At 70.1% G+C, this 1229-nt stretch carries 2 protein-coding genes; both read right to left on the bottom strand.

The window, feature by feature from the left end; translation table 11 throughout:
• A partial coding sequence (locus HUK84_RS19045) for an ABC transporter permease (protein ID WP_176641621.1) occupies positions 1 to 488 on the bottom strand: 488 nt, incomplete at its 3' end.
• A 36-nt stretch (positions 489 to 524) separates the two neighbouring features.
• A partial coding sequence (locus HUK84_RS19040; RefSeq protein ID WP_176641620.1) for an ABC transporter permease occupies positions 525 to 1229 on the bottom strand: 705 nt, incomplete at its 5' end.

Below are 1229 nucleotides of genomic sequence, written 5' to 3'. Positions count from 1 at the left end.
CGCACCGTGCCGAACAGGCGGCGCGCGGTGGACTCGCTGACGGCCACGCGGTCGGGGGCGGCCAGCGCGTCCCCCGCCGTGCCGTCGCGCAGAGCGAGGGAAAAGACGTCGAGGAAGCCGGGATCGACGAAATCGACCGGGATCGTCACCGGATCGCCGTGGCCGGTATCGATGGCCGCTCTGCGTGGGGCCAGCCGGGTCGCGGCGCGGATCTGCGGAAAATCGGTGCGCAGCGGATCGAAGGCCATGAAGCTGACTTCCGGGGCATGTATCAGCGTGCGGCCGGGCAGGTTCCAGATTCCGTCCAGCCGATAGATGTCTGCGGCGTCCGGTACGGTGCGATCGAACCCGTACTCGTATCGCGCCACCAGCGAAAGTACCAGGAACACCGCAATTCCCAGGCCCAGCCCGGCGATGTTCAGGGCGACATAGAGCCGGTGCCGCAGCGTGGAGCGGTAGAAGGCGACCAGGGCATTGGCGATCAGCATGATCGGGGACCTTCGCGGAACGGGTGGAGACGGGGATCAGTCATGGCGCAGGGCGCGGGCGGGTTCGGCGCGGGCGACGCGGATGGTCTGGCCCAGCACGGTCGCGGCCGCGAGCGCCACGGCGCCCAGCGTGACGGCGAAGAAATAGAGCGGGGAGAGCGCGATGCGCTGGTCGAAGCCGGCCAGCCAGGCCCGCATGGCCAACCAGGCGACGGGCCAGGCGACCAGTGCCGAAACTGCGACCGGCCGGATGAACTGGACCAGCAGCAGGCGCAGCACGTCGGCGGTGCCGGCGCCCAGCGTCTTGCGGATGCCGATCTCGCCCAGCCGCCGCGTGGCGTTGAAGGCGGAAAGTCCGTACAGGCCCAGGCAGGATATGGCGATGGCGACGACGGCGCCGGCGGTGAAGAGCTGCCCGCGCCGCTGGTCCGGCTGATAGAAACGTGCCAGACGGTCGTCGGCCGAGGCAGCATCGAACTGGATATCGGGCACAAGCTGGCGCCAGCTACGCGCCAGGGCCGCCAGCATCGCGCGTTCGGTGGAGCCGGCGAAGCGGATGGCGGCGCTGGACCCGCCGATGATGCCGGGCTGATAATAATAAAGTTGCGGCTCCACCGGGCTGGTGCCGGACCCGAAGCGGGCATCCGCGACGACGCCTATGATCGTGCGCGGCGCGGTCCCGGTCCTGAGCTGCGCCGTGACGGGCCGGCCGATCGCGGCGTCCGGCGAGGCGAAGCCCAG

The organism is Nguyenibacter vanlangensis (assembly GCF_013376155.1).
Lineage (GTDB): Bacteria > Pseudomonadota > Alphaproteobacteria > Acetobacterales > Acetobacteraceae > Gluconacetobacter > Gluconacetobacter vanlangensis.
Note: the sequence above shows the minus strand (reverse complement) of the source record. Positions and strands in the feature narration are given on the sequence as shown.